General features: G+C 71.8%; 19 protein-coding genes. 12 read left to right on the top strand and 7 right to left on the bottom strand.

The genetic code is table 11. The features are described 5' to 3' along the window. Nucleotides 1-20: 20 nt before the first annotated feature. Entirely contained in the window at nt 21-413 is a 393-nt protein-coding gene (locus MET9862_RS22635) for a hypothetical protein (protein WP_142585106.1), read from the bottom strand. Between the two features lie 119 nt (nt 414-532). Between MET9862_RS22635 and MET9862_RS22630 the strand changes: the two genes are divergently transcribed. From MET9862_RS22630 to MET9862_RS22620, 3 genes are all read left to right on the top strand, one after another. Beyond that, nucleotides 533-1,243, top strand: a complete 711-nt coding sequence (locus MET9862_RS22630; RefSeq protein WP_142585105.1) for a Sir2 family NAD-dependent protein deacetylase — start codon at nt 533-535, stop codon at nt 1,241-1,243. 336 nt (nt 1,244-1,579) lie between these two features. Continuing rightward, complete coding sequence (locus MET9862_RS22625; protein WP_142585104.1) at nt 1,580-1,801, top strand: hypothetical protein; 222 nt, start codon at nt 1,580-1,582, stop codon at nt 1,799-1,801. A gap of 230 nt (nt 1,802-2,031) precedes the next feature. Then, nucleotides 2,032-2,832 (top strand): DUF1194 domain-containing protein, encoded by an 801-nt coding sequence (locus MET9862_RS22620; protein WP_142585103.1) that lies wholly within the window; start codon nt 2,032-2,034, stop codon nt 2,830-2,832. Nucleotides 2,833-2,969: 137 nt separating this feature from the next. On the opposite strand, the gene MET9862_RS22615 is transcribed toward MET9862_RS22620, so the two are convergent. From MET9862_RS22615 to MET9862_RS22605, 3 genes are all read right to left on the bottom strand, one after another. Then, nucleotides 2,970-3,731, bottom strand: coding sequence for an anti-sigma factor family protein (locus MET9862_RS22615; RefSeq protein WP_142585102.1), 762 nt, complete (start codon nt 3,729-3,731; stop codon nt 2,970-2,972). A 49-nt stretch (nt 3,732-3,780) separates the two neighbouring features. Then, a complete protein-coding gene (locus MET9862_RS22610; RefSeq protein WP_438616645.1) occupies nt 3,781-4,410 on the bottom strand; it encodes a sigma-70 family RNA polymerase sigma factor in 630 nt (209 codons plus the stop codon). Between the two features lie 133 nt (nt 4,411-4,543). Continuing rightward, entirely contained in the window at nt 4,544-5,686 is a 1,143-nt protein-coding gene (locus tag MET9862_RS22605) for a patatin-like phospholipase family protein (protein WP_142585100.1), read from the bottom strand. 478 nt (nt 5,687-6,164) lie between these two features. Between MET9862_RS22605 and ispG the strand changes: the two genes are divergently transcribed. The 9 genes from ispG to deoA all read left to right on the top strand — a co-directional run bounded on the left by ispG (nt 6,165) and on the right by deoA (nt 17,335). Further along, nucleotides 6,165-7,478, top strand: a complete 1,314-nt coding sequence (ispG, locus tag MET9862_RS22600; RefSeq protein ID WP_142585099.1) for a flavodoxin-dependent (E)-4-hydroxy-3-methylbut-2-enyl-diphosphate synthase — start codon at nt 6,165-6,167, stop codon at nt 7,476-7,478. A 230-nt stretch (nt 7,479-7,708) separates the two neighbouring features. Then, on the top strand, nt 7,709-9,664 hold the full coding sequence (locus MET9862_RS22595) for a potassium transporter Kup (protein WP_142585098.1): 1,956 nt from the start codon (nt 7,709-7,711) through the stop codon (nt 9,662-9,664). Between the two features lie 767 nt (nt 9,665-10,431). Beyond that, nucleotides 10,432-10,908 carry a (2Fe-2S)-binding protein gene (locus MET9862_RS22585; protein WP_142585097.1) on the top strand — a complete coding sequence of 159 codons (477 nt, stop codon included), beginning with the start codon at nt 10,432-10,434 and terminating at the stop codon, nt 10,906-10,908. Next, nucleotides 10,905-13,253: a xanthine dehydrogenase family protein molybdopterin-binding subunit gene (locus MET9862_RS22580; RefSeq protein WP_142585096.1), complete on the top strand. Its 2,349-nt coding sequence runs from the start codon at nt 10,905-10,907 to the stop codon at nt 13,251-13,253. The genes MET9862_RS22585 and MET9862_RS22580 overlap by 4 nt, the downstream gene beginning before the upstream one ends. Nucleotides 13,254-13,349: 96 nt before the next feature. After that, on the top strand, nt 13,350-13,736 hold the full coding sequence (locus MET9862_RS22575; protein WP_142585095.1) for a hypothetical protein: 387 nt from the start codon (nt 13,350-13,352) through the stop codon (nt 13,734-13,736). A 293-nt stretch (nt 13,737-14,029) separates the two neighbouring features. Further along, complete coding sequence (locus tag MET9862_RS22570) at nt 14,030-14,455, top strand: cytidine deaminase (RefSeq protein ID WP_142585107.1); 426 nt, start codon at nt 14,030-14,032, stop codon at nt 14,453-14,455. Beyond that, nucleotides 14,452-15,285, top strand: coding sequence for a purine-nucleoside phosphorylase (locus MET9862_RS22565; RefSeq protein WP_142585094.1), 834 nt, complete (start codon nt 14,452-14,454; stop codon nt 15,283-15,285). Before MET9862_RS22570 ends, MET9862_RS22565 begins: the two co-directional genes overlap by 4 nt. Further along, a complete protein-coding gene (deoC, locus tag MET9862_RS22560) occupies nt 15,282-16,028 on the top strand; it encodes a deoxyribose-phosphate aldolase (RefSeq protein WP_142585093.1) in 747 nt (248 codons plus the stop codon). The genes MET9862_RS22565 and deoC overlap by 4 nt, the downstream gene beginning before the upstream one ends. Next, nucleotides 16,025-17,335, top strand: a complete 1,311-nt coding sequence (gene deoA, locus MET9862_RS22555; protein WP_142585092.1) for a thymidine phosphorylase — start codon at nt 16,025-16,027, stop codon at nt 17,333-17,335. Before deoC ends, deoA begins: the two co-directional genes overlap by 4 nt. Before the next feature lie 12 nt (nt 17,336-17,347). Here the strand turns inward: deoA and MET9862_RS30515 are convergent, their stop codons facing one another. From MET9862_RS30515 to MET9862_RS22540, 3 genes are all read right to left on the bottom strand, one after another. Beyond that, nucleotides 17,348-17,665, bottom strand: coding sequence for a hypothetical protein (locus tag MET9862_RS30515; RefSeq protein ID WP_142585091.1), 318 nt, complete (start codon nt 17,663-17,665; stop codon nt 17,348-17,350). A gap of 155 nt (nt 17,666-17,820) precedes the next feature. Beyond that, nucleotides 17,821-19,116 carry a hypothetical protein gene (locus MET9862_RS22545; protein ID WP_142585090.1) on the bottom strand — a complete coding sequence of 432 codons (1,296 nt, stop codon included), beginning with the start codon at nt 19,114-19,116 and terminating at the stop codon, nt 17,821-17,823. A 45-nt stretch (nt 19,117-19,161) separates the two neighbouring features. Beyond that, entirely contained in the window at nt 19,162-20,037 is an 876-nt protein-coding gene (locus MET9862_RS22540) for a CheR family methyltransferase (protein ID WP_280178987.1), read from the bottom strand. Between the last annotated feature and the right edge of the window lie 90 nt (nt 20,038-20,127).

Genomic DNA, 20,127 nt, shown 5'->3' with positions numbered 1-20,127 from the left:
GCTCACTCTCTTCTTTTTTTTTAGTAACCCGGCGACCCCCGAACTCTCCCCTCTCCCCCCACACGCCGCTCCCCCGATCCCAGCAGGGGGGGAGGCAGGCCGCAGCCGCCGCCGTACCAGGCGAGGCTGCGCAGGCCGAGCGTCCCGCCGATCAGCGCCGTCAGCACGGGCGGCACCACGAGCAGCCAGAACAGCGCCCGGGCGAGGCCCGCGACGACCAGGGCGAGCCCCTCCGGCGGCAACCCGGCCGAGAGGTCCGACAGGGCGAGGTCGAGCCCGGCCTGCGCCCCGGCGCTGATCCAGGCACCCGCCACCGGATCGAGAAACACCGCGAGGCCGAGCACCAGCCCGCCCGCCGGGATCGCCAGGAGCAAGGCGAGCGCGCCGACGAAGAGGCGACCGAGGAGACGCATTGGCTCTGTATCCCGTGGATCCCGACCCCTGTGACCGTGGCGCCACGCCGGCCGGCCCGGGCCCGCGCGACGGGCGGCACAGCCCTCGCCGGTGAGCGGCGACGCTATAGATCCGGCCCATGGCAAGCCAGCCGCGCCAGATCTTCATCCTCACCGGAGCCGGCATCTCCGCCGAGAGCGGGCTCGGGACCTTTCGCGATCGCGGCGGCCTGTGGGCGCGCTTCGACCCGCTGACGCTCGCCACGCCCGAAGCCTTCGCCGCGGATCCCGACACGGTGCTGGATTTCTACAACCACCGCCGGCGCGGCGTGATCGCGGCCGCGCCGAACGCCGCCCACGCCGCCCTCGCCCGCGCCGAGGCGGGTCTCGCGGCCCGCGGCGGGCGCCTGTTCCTGTGCACGCAGAACGTCGACGACCTGCACGAGCGGGCGGGCTCGGCGGCGGTCGTCCACATGCATGGCGAGCTGCTCAAGGCGCGCTGCACCGCCTGCGCCGCCGTGTCGGAGCGGCGGGCGGGCATCCCGCGCGACGATCCCTGCCCGCATTGCGGCGCGGCGGCCCTGCGCCCCGGCGGGGGCTGGTTCGGCGCGGTGCCGCAGCATCTCGACCGGATCGACGCGGCCCTGGCGGGATCCGACCTCTTCGTCGCGGTCGGCACCTCGGGCGCGGTCTATCCGGCGGCGGGCTATGTGCGGCAGGCCCGCGCCCTCGGGATCCCGACCTGCGAGCTGAACCTCGAACCCTCGGACAACGCGCGCATCTTCGACGCGGCGCGCTACGGCCCGGCGAGCGCGATCGTGCCGGACTATCTCAGCGAACTCGGGCTCTGACCCCGGCGGGAGGCCGCGAGAACAGACGAGCGGCCGCAGCCAGGCACGGGCGCGCTCGGCCGCGCCGGCATGCCAGAACATCGTTCCCATGATCCAAGGACGGGCGGCGCAGATCTATAAGGAGTATATTACTACACCCTTCAACTATATTGGCATTTTCTGCCGGATCCGTGCCTCTTGCTTGTGCACGATACGCTTTTTCGACCCGAATCAACCAACATCCCACTGTCAAGACATGGCGTGGATATGCCCCTCCGGGTACAAAGGTCGAGCTTGGGCGAGTCGTCGCGGCCGCGCCCAGGCGTTCGTTGAAGCCACAGGGGGACGAGACCGCCCATGCAGAACTTCACCGTAACAGCCCGCGAGCGCGATACCCTCCTGGCAGCCCTGCGCTACTACCAGTTCTACCGGATGCAGGGACACCCGTTCGACCCGCGCCAGGACCACCTGATCGACGCCATCGCCAGCCATACCGGCGAGGCGCTCGACCTGACCGAGATCGACGATCTCTGCGCCGGCCTGAACGGCAACGAGCACGCGCTCACCGCGAGCGCCTGACGCACCCGCGAGCGACGCTCACGGATCACGGACGAGACCGAGCCGCCGCGCCCCGGCACGCGGTCCGTCCCGGGGCGAGCGTTCTGCCCGCCCCTCGCCTCCGCGGCCCCGTCGGCGGCTGCCCCGGCGGCCCCGGTCGAAAGACCGGATTCCCCTCTCCCCCCGCATGCTCTAACCCGCTGAGGATCGCTCGGGCGCGCAGACCCGGCGAAGGGGGGAGCCTCGACAGCATGACAGACGGCATCGGCCGGCGCCTGCGCCGTGCGGGCCTGGGCGCCGCCCTCGCCCTGGCGCTCGCGGCGGGGCAGCCGGCGCGCGCCGCCGAGGAGAGCGCGGCGATGGCCCTGGTCGTCGCCGTGGACGTCTCGCAATCGGTCGACGACGCCCGGTTCCGCCTGCAGATGGACGGCATCGCCGAGGCCCTGGAGGATCCCGGCGTCGTCGGGGCGATCGCCGGCAATCCCGGCGGCATCCTGTTCGCGATGGTGACCTGGGCCGACCAGGCCCGGCTGTCCCTCGGCTGGCGCCGCCTGCGCGACCGGGCCGATGCGGCGGCGACCGCGGCGCAGGTCCGCGCCCTGGCGCGCCAGGGTGGGGAATTCACCTGCATCGGCCAGATGATGCGCAGCGTCACCGCGAGCGTGCTGCCGGCTCTGCCGGTGCCGGTCGACCGGATGGTGGTCGACGTGTCCGGGGACGGCATCGACAATTGCACCGAGGCCTCCGCCCTCGACGCGGAGCGCGAGGCGCTGCTCGCCGCCGGGGCCACCGTCAACGGGTTGCCGATCCTGGTGCCGGGCGAGAACGACGTGGTGGGCGCAGGCGCCTTCCGCGCACCCGGCTACGGCCTCAAGCCGGTGGGGCCCGGCCAGGGCGAGGAGACGAGCCTCGACCGCTGGTACCGCGCCCACGTCATCGGCGGGCCGGGCGCCTTCCTGCTCGCCGCACGGGGCTATGGCGACTTCGCCCGTGCGCTGCGGCAGAAATTCGTGATCGAGATCAGCGCGCTGGAGCCGCCGCGCGGGCGGTGAGCCCCGGCCGTCTCAGGCCACATTCGAGCGATACGATCTCCGGTTGAGCACAGATCGGTCATCGCGGATCCCCTCTCCCCGCTTGCGGGGAGAGGGGGGCGCGTATGGCCGGCCGAAGCAATCACCCGGAAATGGTATCACAACGTCGAGGCGGCGAGCGTGCCGGCGGCGCGGCGCAGGGCCTCCTCGTCGCGGCTGCCGCTGAGGGCGTAGGCGCAATGCGCGCCGTTCCAGGTCACGGTGGTGCCGTCGCCCGCGCCCGCGATCTCGTTGGCCGGGCCGTTGCCGCGGCGGTGGGTCGCGAACAGCGAGATCTCGCCGAGATCGGCCGCCTGCGCCGTGATCTCGATGCCGGTGCCGTGGCGCGAGGGGAAGACCTGCACGTCGCTCACGGTCCAGGTCTCGGGCAGGACCGGCAGCCGGATGCCGGTGGCCGTCTCGATCGCGGCGCGGTCGTAGGTGATGCCCCCGCTCTGGGAGGCGATGCCGGCCCGCAGCAGCGCCACCTGGCGCGCCTGCTGGGCGTCCTCGATCAGCGTCGGGTCGACGGTCGCCGCGTAGGTGCCGGGAATGCCGAAGCGGCCGACCTCGTCATGGGCGAGCCAGCCGGCCCCGACCAGCACCGCGATCGCCGCGGCCCGTTTCAGCCGGGCGCCGACGCTGCGCCAGCGCAGCGACCGGTCGAGCCGGCGGGCGGCCATCCGGTTGCGCTCGGGGCCGGGCCCGATCGGCCGCGCGAAGGCCTCGCGCAGGGCGTCGCGGTCGTGCATCTCCGCCATCACGCGCGCGGCGGTGTCGGGGTGCCGCGCGAGATGCGCCTCGACCTCGAGGCGGCGCATCACGTCGAGCTGGCCATCGACGAAAGCGGTGAGGTCGCTGTCTGTGATCGGGTCGATCATCTGGCGAAGTCCTGTCGTCCGATAAGTCCGTGGTCCGGCCGGTGGTATTCTACCACCCGCGCAAAGCCCGCCGCGAGAAGGGATCGGGCGTCGCGTCCCGCTGGTCCACCCCGTCGCGGGTGACGAGGCGCAGCGGGGTGCGGGCGGGCGCCTCGCGCTCCGCGCCCTTCCCCTCCTTGTCGGCCGTCCGCGCGCCCTCCTCGAAGGCCCGCAGCGCGGCGCGGCCGCGGCCGAGCCGCGACATCAGCGTGCCGATGGGGATGCCGAGCACCGCGGCGGCATCGGCATAGGCCATGCCCTCGATGGTCACGAGATGCAGGGCGGCGCGCTGCTCCTCCGGCAAGGTGCCGAAGGCCTGCCGGATCTGGGCGAGGCGCACCTGGCCCTCCTGGGCCGGCGGCACGAGCTCCTCGTTCATCTGCACCAGCACGTCGGCGTGGCGGGCCTCCACCTGCTTGCGGCGCTGGTCGTCGATGAAGACGTTGTGCAGCACCGTCATCATCCAGGTGCGCAGATTGGTGTTGGGCCGCAGCGATCCCTGCGATTCGAGGGCCCGCACCAGCGTGTCGTGCACGAGATCGTCCGCCCGCAGGGTGTCGCGGGTGAGCGAGCGCGCATAGCGTCGCAGCGGCACCAGCAGGTCGACGATCTCGGGTCGGCTCATCTTGTCGGGGCCCATACCCTGCCTTTGAGTCTGATCTCCTATACCCGTGAACGGCGGGCCTCCGCCCGATAATCCCGGGCCGGGCGGGCGTTCGGGGCCCGGGGTGCGTCAGCGCACGACGGCCCCGTCCCGGGCGCCGGTCGCGTGCCTACTGGTAGGCCGATTCGAGGTCGAGGCTGCAATCCCGGCCGATCGCGTCGTAATGCTCGGCGAGCCAGGCCTCGGCCGCCCGGCGGCCCTTGTCGCGCAGGCGCTGGAACACCCGCCAGCGGGCATCGAGCTTCGAGGCGGCGTTGTAATCCTCGAGCGCGTCGGTCCCGTCGATGCGGTGGACGAGGACGCGCCGGTACTGGCCCTGGCCGAGCACGCCCTCCTCGATCAGCCCGTCGAGGAAGTCGATGGCGCGCAATTCCCGCATCAGGTTGGCGTTGAAGGTGATCTCGTTGAGGCGGTCCTGGATCTCGCGCTCGGTGCGCGGGGTCTCGCGCCGCTCCACGGGATTGATCTGCACGAGCACGATGTCGCGGGTCTCGGCCCCGCGATGGAGCGGGTAGAGCGGCGGGTTGCCGAGATAGCCGCCGTCCCAGTAGGGCACGCCGTCGATCTCCACCGCCTGGAACACGGTCGGCAGGCAGGCCGAGGCCATGAGGTGATCGACCGTCAGGCGCTCGCGCTCGAACACCGCGAGCTTGCCGGTCCAGACATTGGTGGCCGAGACGTAGATGCCGGCGGTGTCGGCCGCGCGCAGGCGCTCGAAATCCACCTGCGCCGCCAGCGCCTTGCGCAGCGGGTTGATGTTGAGCGGGTTCGAGACGTAGGGGCTCGGCGTCAGGGCCTTCAGCCAGAACTCGGCGACCGGGTTGCCCTTCCAGAGGCCGAGGACCGCGTTGAACAGGCTGCGCGAGGCGGGCCCGAGATCGCTGTCGAGGCTGACCTCGCGCCAGAACTGCTCCAGCCCCGCGCGGGCGCCGTCCGGCCCGCCCTTCAGCCAGCCGTCGAGCATGACCACGCCGTTCATGGCGCCCGCGCTCGCCCCGGTCAGGGCTTCGAAGCCGAGACGCCCGTCCTCGATGAGATGGTCGAGGACGCCCCAGGTGAAGGCGCCGTGCGCGCCCCCGCCCTGAAGGGCCAGAGCCACGTTCTTCTCGGCCCGCGGCCCGGCCAGCACGTGCCGCGGCGGATGGGTGGCGGGGTTGTCGCCGACGGGCACGAGGGCGTCGGGCGCAGCGTCGGCGCTCGGCACCGCGGTGGCGGGGTTCTCCGGCTCGGCGCCGTGGGGATGCTCGCTCATCATGCCCTCGAACTGGGATTGCTGCGCTGCGGTCGCAACTGTTGCATCGCAGCAATGCGCGTGCCGCGAGGCGGCGCCGCGCCGGCCGTCACGCGCCCTGAACGGCGCGTGCGCGCCCCGAGAACGACCGAGACGGCCGCAAGATCCCGCATGAGGATCCCGCCTGGATGCCTCTGGCGGTGGCCCCAGGCTCGGGGGGATCCGTTGCGATGCGGTGCGAACTCGACAGGCGCGCCCCGATGGGACTATGAGACGCGCGAGAATCGTCAGTCCGTTTCGTACCCTAGACCCGTCTGTGCCCGTGTCCCGCTTGACGTTGCGGCCCGTCAACCGCAGCTAAACGTCTTCGTGCGTACACGCATACGGTTCTATGAGGGTACGATTCGTACCAAAGATCGCAGCGAAGACAGACGCGACGGCCGCGGGCGGCAGGTCTGAGATGCCCGAACGCGCCCGAGGCCTCGAGCGAAGGTCCCCGATGGAAACCATGGAAGCCGACAGCCGCCCCGCGAACCCGCTCGCCGGCACTGGCCCCGAGATCGCCGGCCCCGCGCCCCGGCACCGCACCGCGGGCGTCCGGGTCGGCGCGGGCGAGGGCGCGGTCACCGTCGGCGGCGGCGCGCCGATCGTCGTCCAGTCGATGACGAACACCGACACCGCCGATATCGACGCCACGGTGGCGCAGGTCTCGCAGCTCGCCCGCGCCGGCTCGGAGCTCGTCCGCATCACCGTCGACCGCGACGAGGCGGCGGCCGCCGTGCCGAAGATCCGCGAGCGTCTCGACCGGATCGGGGTGCACGTGCCGCTGGTGGGCGACTTCCACTATATCGGCCACAAGCTGCTCTCTGACCACCCGGCCTGCGCCGAGGCGCTGGCCAAGTACCGGATCAACCCGGGCAATGTGGGCTTCAAGGAGAAGAAGGACACCCAGTTCTCGACCATCATCGAGCAGGCGATCCGCTACGGGAAGACCGTGCGCATCGGCGCCAACTGGGGCTCGCTCGACGGCGAGTTGCTCACCCACCTGATGGACGAGAACGCCAAGTCGGCCCGGCCGATCGACGCGCGCGCGGTGATGCGCGAGGCGATGGTGCAGTCGGCCCTCTCCTCCGCGCAGCGCGCCGAGGATCTCGGCCTGCCGAAGGACCGCATCATCCTCTCGGCCAAGGTCTCCGCCGTGCAGGACCTGATCGCCGTCTACCGCGAGGTGGCGCGCCGCTCGGACTACGCGATCCATCTCGGCCTCACCGAGGCCGGCATGGGCTCGAAGGGCATCGTGGCGGCCTCGGCCGCGATCGGCGTGCTCCTGCAGGAGGGCATCGGCGACACGATCCGCTACTCGCTGACCCCCGAGCCCGGCGGCGACCGCACGGTGGAGGTGAAGGTCGCGCAGGAGCTCCTGCAGACCATGGGCTTCCGCACCTTCGTGCCGCTGGTGGCGGCCTGCCCCGGCTGCGGGCGCACCACCTCGACCACGTTCCAGGAGCTCGCCCGCGACATCCAGAACTGGATCGCCACCTCCATGCCGGAATGGAAGAAGACCTATCCGGGCGTCGAGGGCCTGAACGTGGCGGTGATGGGCTGCATCGTGAACGGCCCGGGCGAATCGAAGCATGCCGATATCGGCATCTCGCTGCCCGGCACCGGCGAGAGCCCGAGCGCGCCGGTCTTCATCGACGGCAAGAAGGCGATGACGCTGCGCGGGGCCAACCTCGCCAAGGACTTCGAGACCATCGTCATCGACTATATCGAGCGCCGCTTCGGCCAGGGCGCCCGCAACGCGGCCGAGTAGGCCGTCCCTCCCGGCCCGACCGGCCTGTTGACCGCGGCCTCCGCCGCGGCCGCGGGCCGGCGGGCGCTGTTTTCGCCTGTCTGCAGGCGTGTTAGCTAGCGGGTCGCGGTTTCCCGTGCGGCCGGCGCCGCGCGCGCGCCGGCAAGCTTTTCGCGTAACCGTCGCATCCTTCGCGCATTCCGCTTGTGCCGCAGAGCGCGCCGGGCAGGCCTGAGCCTCGATCAGATCCGATGAGCGAATCCGCAAGCCAAAGCGCCGTCCCCGGCCCCGCCGCCGCGCAAGCCACGTCCGAGGCGCTGAGCACGCCCGCCGGCGCCCTCGACGGCGAGAGCCATCCCCATGCCGGGTTCTGGAGCCTCGTCGTCGGCTCGGTCGGCGTCGTCTACGGCGATATCGGCACCAGCCCGCTCTACGCCTTCCGCGAGGCGCTCGCCCCGGCCCGGTCCGACAACATCCTGCTCGCCGAGGAGGTGCTGGGCACCGCCTCGCTGATCCTCTGGGCGCTGTTCCTGATCGTCACCGTCAAGTACGTCGCCATCCTGCTGCGCATGGACAACAACGGCGAGGGCGGGATCCTCTCGCTGATGGCGCTGGCGCGCAAGGCGCTCGGCGGCTCGCGCATCGTGCTGACGCTGGGCCTGCTCGGCGCCGCCCTGTTCTACGGCGACGCGATCATCACCCCGGCCATCTCGGTGCTCTCGGCGGTGGAGGGGCTGAAGCTCGTCACGCCGGCCTTCGAGAACTCGGTCCTGCCGATCACGGTGGGCATCATCGTCGCGCTGTTCCTGGTGCAGAGCCGGGGTACCAGCCGGGTCGCGGCCTTCTTCGGGCCGGTGATGGTGGTGTGGTTCCTGGCGCTGGCCGCGGCGGCGCTGCCGCACGTGATCGCCAATCCGGGCGTCTTCGCCGCCGTCAATCCCTGGTACGCGGTGCATTACCTGCTCGGCCACGGCACCGGCGCGCTGGTGGCGCTGGGCGCCGTGTTCCTGGCCGTCACCGGCGCCGAGGCGCTCTTCGCCGATCTCGGCCATTTCGGGCGCAAACCGATCCAGATCGCCTGGATCGGGCTGGTCTTCCCCTCGCTCGCCCTGAACTATCTCGGCCAGACCGCCCTGGTCCTGGAGAAGCCCGACACCTCGGACCCGTTCTACCAGCTCGTGCCCGAATGGGGCCTGCTGCCGATGGTGATCCTGGCGACGCTGGCCACGGTGACCGCGAGCCAGGCGGTGATCACCGGCGCCTTCTCGCTCTCGCGCCAGGCGATCCAGCTCGGCCTGCTGCCGCGGCTCGAGATCCGCCACACCTCGGAATCCCATTCCGGCCAGATCTACCTGCCGCAGATCAACACCCTGCTCCTGCTCGGCGTGGTGGCGCTGGCGGTCCTGTTCCGCACCTCCTCGGCGCTCGCCTCCGCCTACGGCATCGCCGTCACGGGGACGATGCTGCTCACCGCCAGCATGACCTATCTCGTGATGTGGAAGATGTGGCGCTGGTCGCCGGTCGCCTCGGCGGCGGTGATGCTGCCCTTCATCGTGATCGAGTTCCTGTTCCTGCTCTCGAACCTGCTCAAGGTCTTCGAGGGCGGCTACGTGCCGCTGATCCTGGCCGGCGGCCTGATCGTGCTGATGTGGACCTGGGTGCGCGGCGTCACGATCCTGTTCAACAAGACCCGCAAGACCGACGTGCCGATCCTGGAACTCGTCGGCATGCTGGAGAAGAGCCCGCCGCACCATGTGCGCGGCACGGCCGTCTTCCTGACGAGCGACCCCGAGATCGCCCCGGCGGCCCTGCTGCACAACCTCAAGCACAACAAGGTGCTGCACGAGAAGAACGTCATCCTCACCGTAGAGACGGTCGACACCCCCCGCTCGAACGAGGCCGACAAGGTCCGCATCGAGCCGATCGGGCCGCATTTCTACAAGGTCGTGATGAAGTTCGGCTTCATGGAGACGCCGAACATCCCCAAGACGCTGACGCTGCTGCGCCGCCAGGGCTTCAAGTTCGACATCATGGCGACCTCGTTCTTCCTGTCGCGGCGCTCGATCCGGCCCGCGGCCCATTCGGGCATGCCGCTCTGGCAGGACCGGATCTTCATCACGCTGGCCAAGAACGCCAACGACGCGACGGACTTCTTCCAGATCCCCACGGGCCGCGTGGTGGAGGTCGGGACGCAGGTCACCGTCTGACAGCCTGTCCGGGCTGGATCGACGGATCATCCTGAGGTGCTCCGCGTGAGCGGGCCTCGAAGGAGCCCTCCGGCAGGCCCTGCGATCCCAGGAGGCCTCCTTCGAGGCCGCCGCTGCGCTGCGGCACCGCGGGATGAGGGCGAGGATGGGATACGCGTGATCAACGCCGCTCGACTTCCTCACAACCCGCTCTGAGAGCTTGGCCGAGCCTTCTGATCGACCGTCAGACCGCTGATCCCGCTCTCGACCGCATCCAGAGGCGGTTTGATCGGAGCGGTTCAGATCGTCAGGTCTTCGGCTCCGCCCGTCCCCATGCGGCAGGCGGCGTCATCTCCGCCCCGATCTCTCGACACGGACCTCAAGGATCGGGCGCGGCCGTCGCGGCCGCCGTGCCCGGGCGCACGCGGCGCGACATCCGCCGGGGATCGCCGGAGCGCGAATCGTCCGTACGTGGTGTGCGGGATGGCACATGCCATGCCCCCGACGCCGGCCTCGTGCGGCTCAGGGGGCCTCGCCCGCGTTGCCTCCCGGCGGGGGCCTGCCCTAGATCGGAGTTATTCTGACTTGAGAGCGCGCATCGGGGGCGGTGCCGCGGTCCGGCTCATGGCCGCGCCGTGGCCTGTCGTCGTCCCGGCATGACCGGATCCGGCAGGCCAGATCCGATCCCGAACCGCGCCGGTTGGAAACATCGAGGACCGCCCCGTGGACCCTCTCATGGGCGGAACCGTCACCGGGCCCGCGAGGCCGCGGGCGAGAAGGACGAACCGATGATCAAACTCACCGTGAACGGGGCGCCGCGCAGCTTTGACGGCGATCCCGACATGCCGCTCCTCTGGTACCTGCGGGACGAGCTCGGCTTGACCGGCTCGAAGTTCGGCTGCGGGGCTGCGCTCTGCGGCGCCTGCACCATCCATCTCGGCGGCACGGCGGCGCGCGCCTGCGTCACCCCGGTCTCGGCGGCCGAGGGACAGGACGTCGTCACCATCGAGGGCCTGTCGCCGGACGGCAACCATCCGGTCCAGGCCGCGTGGCGCGACCTCAACGTGGCGCAGTGCGGCTACTGTCAGTGCGGCCAGATCATGCAGGCCGCCGCCCTCCTCAAGGACACGCCGAAGCCCTCCGACGACCAGATCGACGAGGCGATGAGCGGCAACATCTGTCGCTGCGGGACCTACCCGCGCATCCGCGCCGCGATCCATCAGGCCGCCGGCCAGACCCCCGCCGCCAAGGGAGAGCGCCTGTGATTCACGACGCCAAGATGATGGCCGAGCTGGCCGCGCAGACACCGGCGGCGACCCCGATCCTCGCCAATGCCAGCCGCCGCGGCGTGCTCGGCGGCCTCGGCGCCCTCGTGCTCGCCCTCTCGCTGCGGGACACGGCCCGCGCCGACGAGGGCCAGACCGAGGAGCAGAAGGCCAAGAAGTTCGGCGCCGACGGCATGCCGCACGGCTGGCGCGATGACCCGAAGATCTTCGTCGCCATCGCCAAGGACGGCACGGTGACGGTGACGAACCACCGCTCCGAGATGGGCCAGGGCGTGCGCACCTCGGTGGCTCTCGTGGTGGCCGACGAGCTCGAGGCCGACTGGTCGAAGGTCCGGGTGACCCAGGCCTACGGCGACGAGGAGCGGTTCGGCAACCAGGACACGGACGGCTCGCGCTCGCTGCGCCACTTCTTCCAGCATTTCCGCCATGCGGGTGCGGCGGCGCGGCTCATGCTGATCCAGGCCGCGGCCAAGCAATGGAACGTCCCGGTCGCCGAAGTCAGGGCCGAGAACCATCAGCTCGTCCATGCCAAGTCGGGCCGCAAGCTCGGCTACGGCGAGGTGGCGGCAGCCGCCGCCGAGCTGCCGGTCCCCGAGCGCGACAGCGTGAAGCTGAAGGACCCCAAGGCCTTCCGCTACATCGGCACCGGCAAGATCGGGCTGATCGACAACCATGACATCACCACCGGCAAGGCGATCTACGGCCTCGACGTGAAGCTCGACGGCATGCTCTACGCCGTCGTCGCGCGCCCGCCCGTCTACGGCGGCAAGGTGAAGTCGGTCGACGATGCCGCGACCCTCAAGGTGCCGGGCGTCGTGAAGACCGTGCGGATCGAGGGCGGCGAGATCCCGTCCGAGTTCATGCCGCTCGGCGGCGTCGCGGTGGTCGCCAAGAACACCTGGGCGGCCATGAAGGGCCGTGACGCCCTCAAGATCGAGTGGGATGACGGCCCGAACGCCGGCTACGACACCGATGCCTTCCGCACGGAATTGGAGAAGGCGGCACGCCAGCCCGGCAAGGTGGTGCGCAACCAGGGCGACGTGGACGGCGCCTTCGCCAAGGCCAAGAAGAAGTTCGAGGCCGAGTACTTCGTGCCCCACCTCGCCCAGGCTCCGATGGAGCCGCCCGCGGCCGTGGTCTCGGTGAAGGACGGCGCCTGCGAGGCCTGGGCCTGCACGCAAGGGCCACAGGCCGCCCATGACCGGCTGGTGAAGCGCCTCAACCTGCCCGCCGACAAGGTGAAGGTGAACGTGACGCTGCTCGGCGGCGGCTTCGGCCGCAAGTCGAAGCCCGATTACGTGGTCGAGGCGGCCCTCTGCTCGCAGGCCGTCGGCGCGCCGGTCAAGCTCGCCTGGACCCGCGAGGACGACATCCACCACGGCTACTACCACACCATCTCGGTGGAGCGGATCGAGGCCTCCGTCGACGAGAAGGGCATGCCGACCGCCTGGCTGCACCGCTCGACCGCGCCGACCATCGGCTCGATCTTCGCGCCGGATCCCCAGCACGAGCTGCCCTTCGAGCTCGGCATGGGGCTCGTCAACAACCCGCTCAACATCAAGAACATGCGGCTGGAGAACCCGGCGGCCCCGGCCCATGTCCGGATCGGCTGGTTCCGCTCGGTCTCGAACATCCCGCACGCCTTCGCGATCCAGTCCTTCGTGGCCGAGCTCGCGCATGCGGCGGGACGCGATCCGAAGGACTACCTGCTCGAGCTGATCGGGCCGGGCCGCAAGATCGACCCGACCGAGATCGGCGACGTCTGGAACTACGGCGAGGATCCGAAGCGCTATCCCATCGATACCGGGCGCCTGCGCCGGGTGATCGAGACGGTGGCCGACGGCGCCAAATGGGGCCGGAAGCTCGAGAAGGGACGCGGTCTCGGCGTCGCCGGGCACTACAGCTTCGTCACCTACACGGCCTGTGCGGCCGAGGTGGAGGTCGACGCCAAGGGCCAGGTGAAGGTGAACGCGATCGATATCGCCGTCGATTGCGGGGCGCAGGTGAACCCGGAGCGCATCCGCTCGCAGATGGAGGGCGCCGTGGTGATGGGGATGGGCCTCGCGCTCACCTCCGAGATCACCTTCAAGAACGGCCGGGCCCAGCAGAACAACTTCGACGGCTACGAGATCGTCCGGATCGACGCTGCCCCGAAGGAGATCCGCGTCCATCTCGTGCCGTCCGGCGACTATGCCGGTCCGCTCGGCGGCGTCGGCGAGCCCGGCGTGCCGCCGGTGGCGCCGGCCATCGCCAACGCGGTCTTCGCGGCGACCGGCCGGCGCGTGCGCCAGCTCCCCATCCGCGGTCAGGCGGCGAGCGCCTGAGCCGCGCGCCGGTCGGGAGCCGCGAGGCGGCCCGGAACGTTGGCGTGTCGCGGGATCCCCCCGCGGCACGCCATTCTCGGTTTAGGATTACCCTCGATGAAGCGCATCGCGTGGCTCGTGGCCGCTCTGGCCGCCACCCCCGCCCTCGTCTCCACCCCCACCCTCGCCTCCCCCTGCGCGCAGCGGATCGACGCCCTCGCGAAGCAGGTGAAGTCGGAATCGACGGCGGCGATCGCGGCCTCGACCAGTGGCAAGGAGACGGCCGCCCGACGCGAGAGCGAGGGCCTGACCGGCACGGGCGGCGCGAGCGACCCGCGCACGGCCCCGCCCGCGCAGGCCTCCGAGGCGGGCAAGGGCGCGGAGGCGGCCCAGCAGGCCAAGGTCGCCCTCGACGAGGCCCGCACCGCCGATGCCAAGGGCGACGCCAAGGGCTGCGAAGCGGCCGTCACCCGCGCCGAACAGCAGCTGAAGACGGCCCCTTAGAGCCTGTTCGAGCGGGATCGACGAACCCTCATGCAGAGATCCGGCTTGTCCGACCCATCCACCTCATCCTGAGGTCGAGGACAGGATGAGCGGAGTGATCACCGGCCCGATCCGCTCAGACAGGCTCTAGAGCCGCGCCCGATCGCGTTGCGACGGGGCACGGCTCCAAGCCGTTGTTGTGACGCGCTCGCTTGCGCCGAACCGGCATCCACGTCGGCGGAGCGCGCTCTGAGCCGGGCCGGTGGGCGCCGGGCGCTCTCGACAGGTCCCCCCGGCCGGTGCCAAACAGCGGCATGCAGGCGGCGGGGCAGGACACGGTGACGGCGGAACTCGACGCCCTCTTCGCGGCAGCTGCCGCCGTCCGGGCACGCGCGCACGCGCCCTATTCGGGCTTCGCGGTCGGCGCGGCGCTGGCGGACGAGCAGGGCCGGATCCATGCCGGCTGCAACGTCGAGAACGCCGCCTATCCGGTCGGCACCTGCGCCGAGGCCGGGGCCATCGCCGCGATGGTGGCCGCGGGCGGGCGGCGCATCCGCGCGATCCTGGTCCTCGGCGCGGGCGCCCGGCCGGTGACGCCCTGCGGCGCCTGCCGCCAGCGCATCCGCGAATTCGCCGATCCCGGCACCCCGATCCACGCCGCCGGACCGGAGGGCGTGCTCGCCCGCTTCACCCTGGAGGAGCTGCTGCCCGCCTCGTTCGGGCCGGAGACCCTCGGTTGAGCGGCTGGCGCGCGCAGGCCGCGCGGACCACCGCGCATCTCGCGGCGGCCGGGTTCGCTGGTCCGCACGATCTGGCGATCGTCACCGGGACCGGGCTCGGCGCCGTGGTGGACCTCATCGAGGACGGAGAGGCCCTGCCCTATGCCGGGATCCCCGGCTTCCCGACCCCGAGCGTCACCGGGCATGGCGGCCGGCTGCATCGCGGGCGCATCGCCGGCCGCGCCGTGCTGGTGCTGGAGGGCCGCGCCCATGCCTACGAGCACGGCGATGCCGCCGCCATGCGCCTGCCGCTCGCCGCGCTCCAGGGGCTCGGCGCGCAGCGCCTGCTCCTGACCAATGCCTGCGGCTCGCTCCTGCCGGAGGTCGGGCCGGGCCGGCTCGTCGCCATCTCCGACCACATCAACCTGTCGGGCCTGAACCCGCTGATCGGCGAGGCGGACGAGGCCCGCTTCGTGCCGATGAACGATGCCTACGATCCGGGCCTGCGCGCCGGGCTCGCCGCGGCGGCCGAGGCCAGCGGCATCGTCCTCGCGGAGGGCATCTACGCCTGGTTCTCCGGCCCAAGCTTCGAAACGCCGGCCGAGGTGCGCATGGCCGGGCGCCTCGGCGCCGACCTGGTCGGCATGTCGACCGTGCCGGAGGTGATCCTCGCCCGCTTCCTCGGCCTGCCCGTCGCCGCCATCTCGGTGGTGACGAACTGGGCCGCCGGCATCGCGGGCGGCGCCCCCCACCATGCCGAGACCAAGGCGGCGGCGCGCGCCGCCGCGGATGATCTCGCCCACCTGATCGGCGCCTTCGCCGCCGGCCTGACGCAGGATTCGCAGCCTTGACGAACCCCATCGATCCCGGCGCCGCCTCGGTGGCGCGGCGTGCCCTGCCGCTGCTCGACCTCACCGATCTCGGCGAGGACTGCACGCCGGACCGGATCGCGGCGCTCTGCCGCGATGCGCAGGAGGGCGGCGTCGCCGCGATCTGCGTCTGGCCGGCCTTCGTGAAGCAGGGCGCCACGCTGCTCGCCGGCAGCGGCATCAAGGTCGCGACCGTGGTGAACTTCCCCGATGGCGGCGAGGATGCCGCCGCGGCAGCCGCCGCGACGAGGGCGGCGCTGGCGGACGGCGCCGACGAGATCGACCTCGTCCTGCCCTATCGCGCCGTGATGCGCGGCGACGCCGCACGCGCCCGCGCCGTGGTCGCCGCCGTCCGTGCCGCCTGCGGGCCGGCCTGCCTCAAGGTGATCCTGGAGACGGGCAGCCTGGAGACGCCGGAGCGGATCGCGCAGGCGAGCCTCCTGGCCCTGGAGGAAGGCGCCGACTTCCTCAAGACCTCCACCGGCAAGAGCCCGGTCTCGGCGACGCCCGAGGCGGCGGGCCTGATGCTCGCCGCGATCGCCGCGCGCGGCCGGCCGGCCGGGCTCAAGGTCTCCGGCGGCCTGCGCCGGGTCGCGGACGCCGCCGCCTATCTCGCCATCGCCGACGCCCTGATGGGGCCGGGCTGGGCCACGCCGAAGACCTTCCGGCTCGGGGCGAGCAGCCTCTACGGCGTTCTGCAGGGCGCCCGGGGCGCGGCGGCATGAGCCGGTTCCTTCCGCAGGAGACGATCCGCCGGAAGCGCGACGGGCTGGTTCTCGATCCGCAGGAGATCCGGACCTTCGTTGCCGGGCTCACCGGGGATCAGGTCGGCGAGGGCCAGGCGGCCGCCTTCGCCATGGCGGTGTTCCTGCGCGGCCTCTCGCTGCCCGAGCGCGTGGCGCTGACCCGGGCGATGACGGAGTCGGGGCGCGTGCTCTCCTGGGACCTGCCCGGACCGGTGCTCGACAAGCACTCCACCGGCGGCATCGGCGACACGGTGAGCCTGCCGCTCGCGGCCATGGTCGCGGCCTGCGGCGGCTACGTGCCGATGATCTCGGGGCGCGGGCTCGGTCATACGGGCGGCACCCTCGACAAGCTCGCGAGCATTCCGGGCTACGACGCATCGCCAAGTCTCGACCGTTTCAAGGCCGTCGTGCGCGAAACCGGCTGCGCAATCATCGGCCAAACCCCCGACCTCGCCCCGGCCGACCGGCGCCTCTACGCGATCCGCGACGTGACCGGGACGGTCGAATCCCTCGACCTGATCACCGCCTCGATCCTCTCGAAGAAGCTCGCGGCCGGTCTCGGCGGCCTCGTGATGGACGTGAAGGTGGGCTCGGGCGCCTTCATGGCCGCCCTGCCCGAGGCGCGCGCGCTCGCCGAGAGCATCGTCGCAGTGGCAGCGGGGGCCGGCCTGCGCACCGCCGCGCTCATCACCTGCATGGACGCGACGCTGGCCTCGGCGGCCGGCAACGCCGTCGAGGTGGCCTATGCCATCGACTATCTGACGGGCCGCGCCCGCGAGCCGCGCTTCCACGCGGTCACCGTTGCGCTCGGGGCCGAGATGCTGGTGGCCGGCGGCCTCGCCCGCGACACGGAGGAGGCCTCGGCGCGGCTCGAATCCGTCCTCGCCTCGGGGGCGGCGGCCGAGACCTTCGCGCGCATGGTCGCCGCGCTCGGCGGCCCGGCGGATCTGGTGGAGGCGCCGGAGCGGCACCTCGCTGCGGCGCCTGTGACCCGCGAGGTCCGGCAGGCGGGCACGGTCGCGTCGGTCGATACGCGGGCGATCGGCCTGGCGGTGATCGGCCTCGGCGGCGGCCGGACGCGGCCGGAGGACGGGATCGATCCGCGCGTCGGCTTCACTGGCCTCGCCCGGCCGGGCGATGCGGGCGGCCTGCTCGGGGTGGTCCACGCCGCCGATGCCGACGCCGCCGACCGCGCCGAGCGGGCGCTCCGCGCAGCCTACCGCATGGGCGAGGCTTCCGGCGAGACCTCGGCCGAGCGGCCCGCGGTAATCGAGCGGATCGCCTGAGCCTGTCCGGCCCTACCAGTGGTGATGGTGCCGGTGGCCCCAGCCGTGATGGCGGTGGTGATGGTGGCCCCAGCCGCGGTGATGGCTCCAGCCATGGTGGTGGTGGCGATGCCCCCAGCCGTGGTGGTGATGGTGGTGGCGCCGGTAATGATGGTGGTGGTGGCCCCAGCCGTACTGCACCTGCGTGATGCCGGGCGCGGGCTCGACCGGCGCGACGGCGAGCGGCGCGGCCTGGGCGGCAGGCGCCGCGGCGGCGAGACCGCAGGCCAGGGCGAGAGCCGCCAGCACGCGGCGGCGGAGGGGACGAGGTGCGGGATGCGTGCGGTGCATGGGTGCTCTCCTGGTCAGCGTCCGGGCCGGCGGGCCCGGTTGGAGAGACTTTCGGTCCCGCGCCCTGAACGCGGGCTGATGGGGCCGTACAGCCCACATTCGGCAGGTCTTACGACATCCGGTCGATCCTTCGGAATGGTGGATGGTATCTGCGCTCAGACGCCGAGTGTGCCGCCGAGCAGGCCGAAGGCGAGAGGCGAGGCGGCGAGGAAGACGAGGAGGCCGCGCCGGACCCGGCCCTCGGGCAGGCCGGCGGCGAGGCAGGCGCAGGCGATCACAGTGATGCCCGCGAGCGGCAGGTAGTAGCGGGGATAGGCGTCGAGCCGCCAGCCGGTGGCGAGATGGTTGAGGTAGCTGAACCGGATATGGGCGGCGAGCACGAGGCCGATCGCCCCCCAGCCCGCCACCGCCAGTGGATCGAGCGGCTGCGCGCGCCCGGCACGGAGACGCATGAGCGCGACGGCCCCGCCCGCGAGGCTGAGCCCCATCAGGACGAGCGGCAGCACGAGCGAGGCGGTCTCGACGGCGTTGGGCTCGGTCAGAACCGGCCTGAACTGGCTGGCGAAGAGCGCGGCGAAGGTCAGGAGATAGGCGGGCAGGCCGAGCCGCGTCCCGTCCCAGCCGGCCTCGCGGGCGCCGTCCCGCATCATCGCGAGATGCCCCGGCACCTCGGGGACCGGGCTGCCGTACTGGGCGACCAGGACCGCGTAGGGCGCGGCGGCGAGAGCGAGAGCGAGCGTGGCGGGTAGGAGCGCCGTGGTCGGCAGCCGGCTACGGGCGACGAGCCAGAGGAGGGTGGGCCCGACGCAGCCGCCCACGAGCAGGAGCGCGGTGAACTTCGCGAGCCCCGCCGCGACGAGCCCGGCGAGCGCGCAGGTGAGCCAGGCGCGGCCCCCGCCGCAGAGCAGGCGCTGCAGGCCGAGCAGGGCGAGCGCGCCGCCGAGGATCGCGAGGTTGTCGTTGTTGACCGCGCCGTTCAGGGCGAGCGCGATGGGGATGGTGACGAGGGGCAGCGCATAGGCCCAGAATTCCAGCCGGCTGTGCGCGAGGCCGGCGGCCAGCAGCAGTAGCGCGGCGAAGGCGACGGTCGTGAGCGCGACGTTGACGAGCCGCAGGATCAGCAAGGCGCCCGGCTCCGCCCCGATCGCCGGCCCGATCCGGGCCAGCGCCGCGTAATAAGGCGGCGGGTGGTTGAGGTAGTTCGGCGCATCCGTCGGCGCGAGGCTCGCCGGGTCGAGCAGGCGCAGGGCGCGCAAATCCGGCCAGGACGCGCCGTCCCGCTGGATCTGCGCCACGTAGGAGACGTGGGCGACCTCGTCGAAGCCCTTGGCGATGTCCTTGCGGAGGGCGTTCACCACACCGCCGAAGCCGAGGAGCAGCACGAGCAGGATGAGGAGGCCGCGCCCCATGACGGGCGCGGCCTCGGGCGCGAACCCCTCGCGCGATGCCATGCGATCATCCCCTCCCCTGCCGCCGCGCGGAAGCGGCACGGTGCGCTACCGCCCGATCGCGACGCGGAGCTGCGGCAGGACCGGAACCGCGGGCTGGACCGGCGGCAGCGTGATCGACGGTGCCGGAGCGACGGAGGAAGCCGACGCTGCGGCATGGCCGTAGAGGCCGCGATGCTCGGCATGCGGGCTGAGCCGCTCGGTCAGGCCGATCACCGTCTCGGCCGCGCCGAGAACCAGGGCGCCGCCCGGGGCGAGGCAGGCCGCGATGCGGTTGAGCACGTCGGCCTTCGTGGGCGCATCGAAGTAGATCAATACGTTACGGCAAAACACGATGTCGAATTGCCCCAGGCTGTCGAAGCCTTGCAGCAGGTTGAGCTGCCGATAATCGACCATCGCGCGCAAGGAGGGCGAGATCTGCCACTGCTCGCCCACCTGGGCGAAGTGCTTGATCAGCCACTGCACCGGCAGGCCGCGCTGCACCTCGAAATGGCTGTAGAGCCCGAGCTTCGCCCGCTCGATCACCTCGGTCGAGAGATCGGTCGCCACGAGATCGATCTGCCAGCCCGCGAGACGCGGGGCCGCCTCCTGCAGCAGCATGGCGATCGAGTAGGGCTCCTGCCCCGTCGAGGCCGCCGCGCACCAGATCCGCAGGCGCCGCCGCCCCTGGTTGCGGGTGATCGCCTGGGGCAGCAGCACGTCGCGGAACAGGTCGAACGGCACCCGATCGCGGAAGAAGAAGGTCTCGTTGGTGGTCATCGCCTCGATCACCGCGCGCTCGACCGCGGTGTTGTGGCCCACCTTCAGCAGGCCGATGAGGTCGCGCAGGCTGGTCAGGTTGAACCGGCGGCAGACGGGCGCGAGGCGGCTCTCGACGAGGTAGCGCTTCTCGGCCGTCATCGCGAGGCCGGAGCGTGTGTGGATGCCCCCTGTTTGGCAAGCATGATCTTTGAGATTTCGGCGGGGTCTTCGATCGGACGTGTGTCAGGCCTCACAATGTGGCCTTCGATGACG

The sequence above is a fragment of the Methylobacterium symbioticum genome (assembly GCF_902141845.1).
Lineage (GTDB): Bacteria > Pseudomonadota > Alphaproteobacteria > Rhizobiales > Beijerinckiaceae > Methylobacterium > Methylobacterium symbioticum.
The sequence above is the reverse complement of the archived record's forward strand: the minus strand, read 5'-3'. Positions and strand labels throughout refer to the sequence as shown.

Bases quoted from the DNA above. Each gene is read 5' to 3' on its own strand.
- MET9862_RS22635 (WP_142585106.1), bottom strand. From the start codon at position 413: ATGCGTCTCCTCGGTCGCCTCTTCGTCGGCGCGCTCGCCTTGCTCCTG.
- MET9862_RS22570 (WP_142585107.1), top strand. From the start codon at position 14,030: ATGCAGGCGGCGGGGCAGGACACGGTGACGGCGGAACTCGACGCCCTC.
- MET9862_RS22605 (WP_142585100.1), bottom strand. From the start codon at position 5,686: ATGAGCGAGCATCCCCACGGCGCCGAGCCGGAGAACCCCGCCACCGCG.
- ispG (WP_142585099.1), top strand. From the start codon at position 6,165: ATGGAAACCATGGAAGCCGACAGCCGCCCCGCGAACCCGCTCGCCGGC.
- MET9862_RS22625 (WP_142585104.1), top strand. From the start codon at position 1,580: ATGCAGAACTTCACCGTAACAGCCCGCGAGCGCGATACCCTCCTGGCA.
- MET9862_RS22545 (WP_142585090.1), bottom strand. From the start codon at position 19,116: ATGGCATCGCGCGAGGGGTTCGCGCCCGAGGCCGCGCCCGTCATGGGG.
- MET9862_RS22610 (WP_438616645.1), bottom strand. From the start codon at position 4,410: ATGGGCCCCGACAAGATGAGCCGACCCGAGATCGTCGACCTGCTGGTG.
- deoA (WP_142585092.1), top strand. From the start codon at position 16,025: ATGAGCCGGTTCCTTCCGCAGGAGACGATCCGCCGGAAGCGCGACGGG.
- MET9862_RS30515 (WP_142585091.1), bottom strand. From the start codon at position 17,665: ATGCACCGCACGCATCCCGCACCTCGTCCCCTCCGCCGCCGCGTGCTG.
- MET9862_RS22575 (WP_142585095.1), top strand. From the start codon at position 13,350: ATGAAGCGCATCGCGTGGCTCGTGGCCGCTCTGGCCGCCACCCCCGCC.
- MET9862_RS22595 (WP_142585098.1), top strand. From the start codon at position 7,709: ATGAGCGAATCCGCAAGCCAAAGCGCCGTCCCCGGCCCCGCCGCCGCG.
- MET9862_RS22620 (WP_142585103.1), top strand. From the start codon at position 2,032: ATGACAGACGGCATCGGCCGGCGCCTGCGCCGTGCGGGCCTGGGCGCC.
- MET9862_RS22615 (WP_142585102.1), bottom strand. From the start codon at position 3,731: ATGATCGACCCGATCACAGACAGCGACCTCACCGCTTTCGTCGATGGC.
- MET9862_RS22630 (WP_142585105.1), top strand. From the start codon at position 533: ATGGCAAGCCAGCCGCGCCAGATCTTCATCCTCACCGGAGCCGGCATC.
- MET9862_RS22585 (WP_142585097.1), top strand. From the start codon at position 10,432: ATGATCAAACTCACCGTGAACGGGGCGCCGCGCAGCTTTGACGGCGAT.